Raw genomic sequence first — 354 nt, 5'->3', positions numbered from 1 at the left:
CCGGTGCTGCCGGGCGTGTTGATCTTCGAGGCCATGGCGCAGACCGCCGGCGCCATCTGCATCCGCAGCCTCAACGCTGAAAAACCCTCGCTGGTCTATTTCCTGACCATCGACAACGCCAAGTCCGCAAACCGGTCGTTCCCGGCGATCAGTTGAAGATCCATGTGAAGAAAATCAAGAAGCGCGGCAACCTGCTCAAATTCGCTTGTGAAGCTCTGGTCGACGGTGCGAAAGCCGCCGAAGCCGAGATTTCGGCCATGATGGTCACCGGCGACTGACGATCGAATGCTTATGAAAATCAAGACATCAATCCATCCTTCCTCCGTGGTGGAGGAGGGCGCTCAAATCGGCCAG

General features: G+C 57.3%; 1 pseudogene. It reads left to right on the top strand.

The window, feature by feature from the left end:
* Positions 1 to 278: pseudogene (locus tag EN862_RS35180) on the top strand (3-hydroxyacyl-[acyl-carrier-protein] dehydratase FabZ); the annotation flags it as partial.
* Between the last annotated feature and the right edge of the window lie 76 nt (positions 279 to 354).

It is taken from the genome of Mesorhizobium sp. M2E.F.Ca.ET.219.01.1.1 (genome assembly GCF_004016445.2).
Classification (GTDB): domain Bacteria; phylum Pseudomonadota; class Alphaproteobacteria; order Rhizobiales; family Rhizobiaceae; genus Mesorhizobium.
The sequence above is the reverse complement of the archived record's forward strand: the minus strand, read 5'-3'. Positions and strand labels throughout refer to the sequence as shown.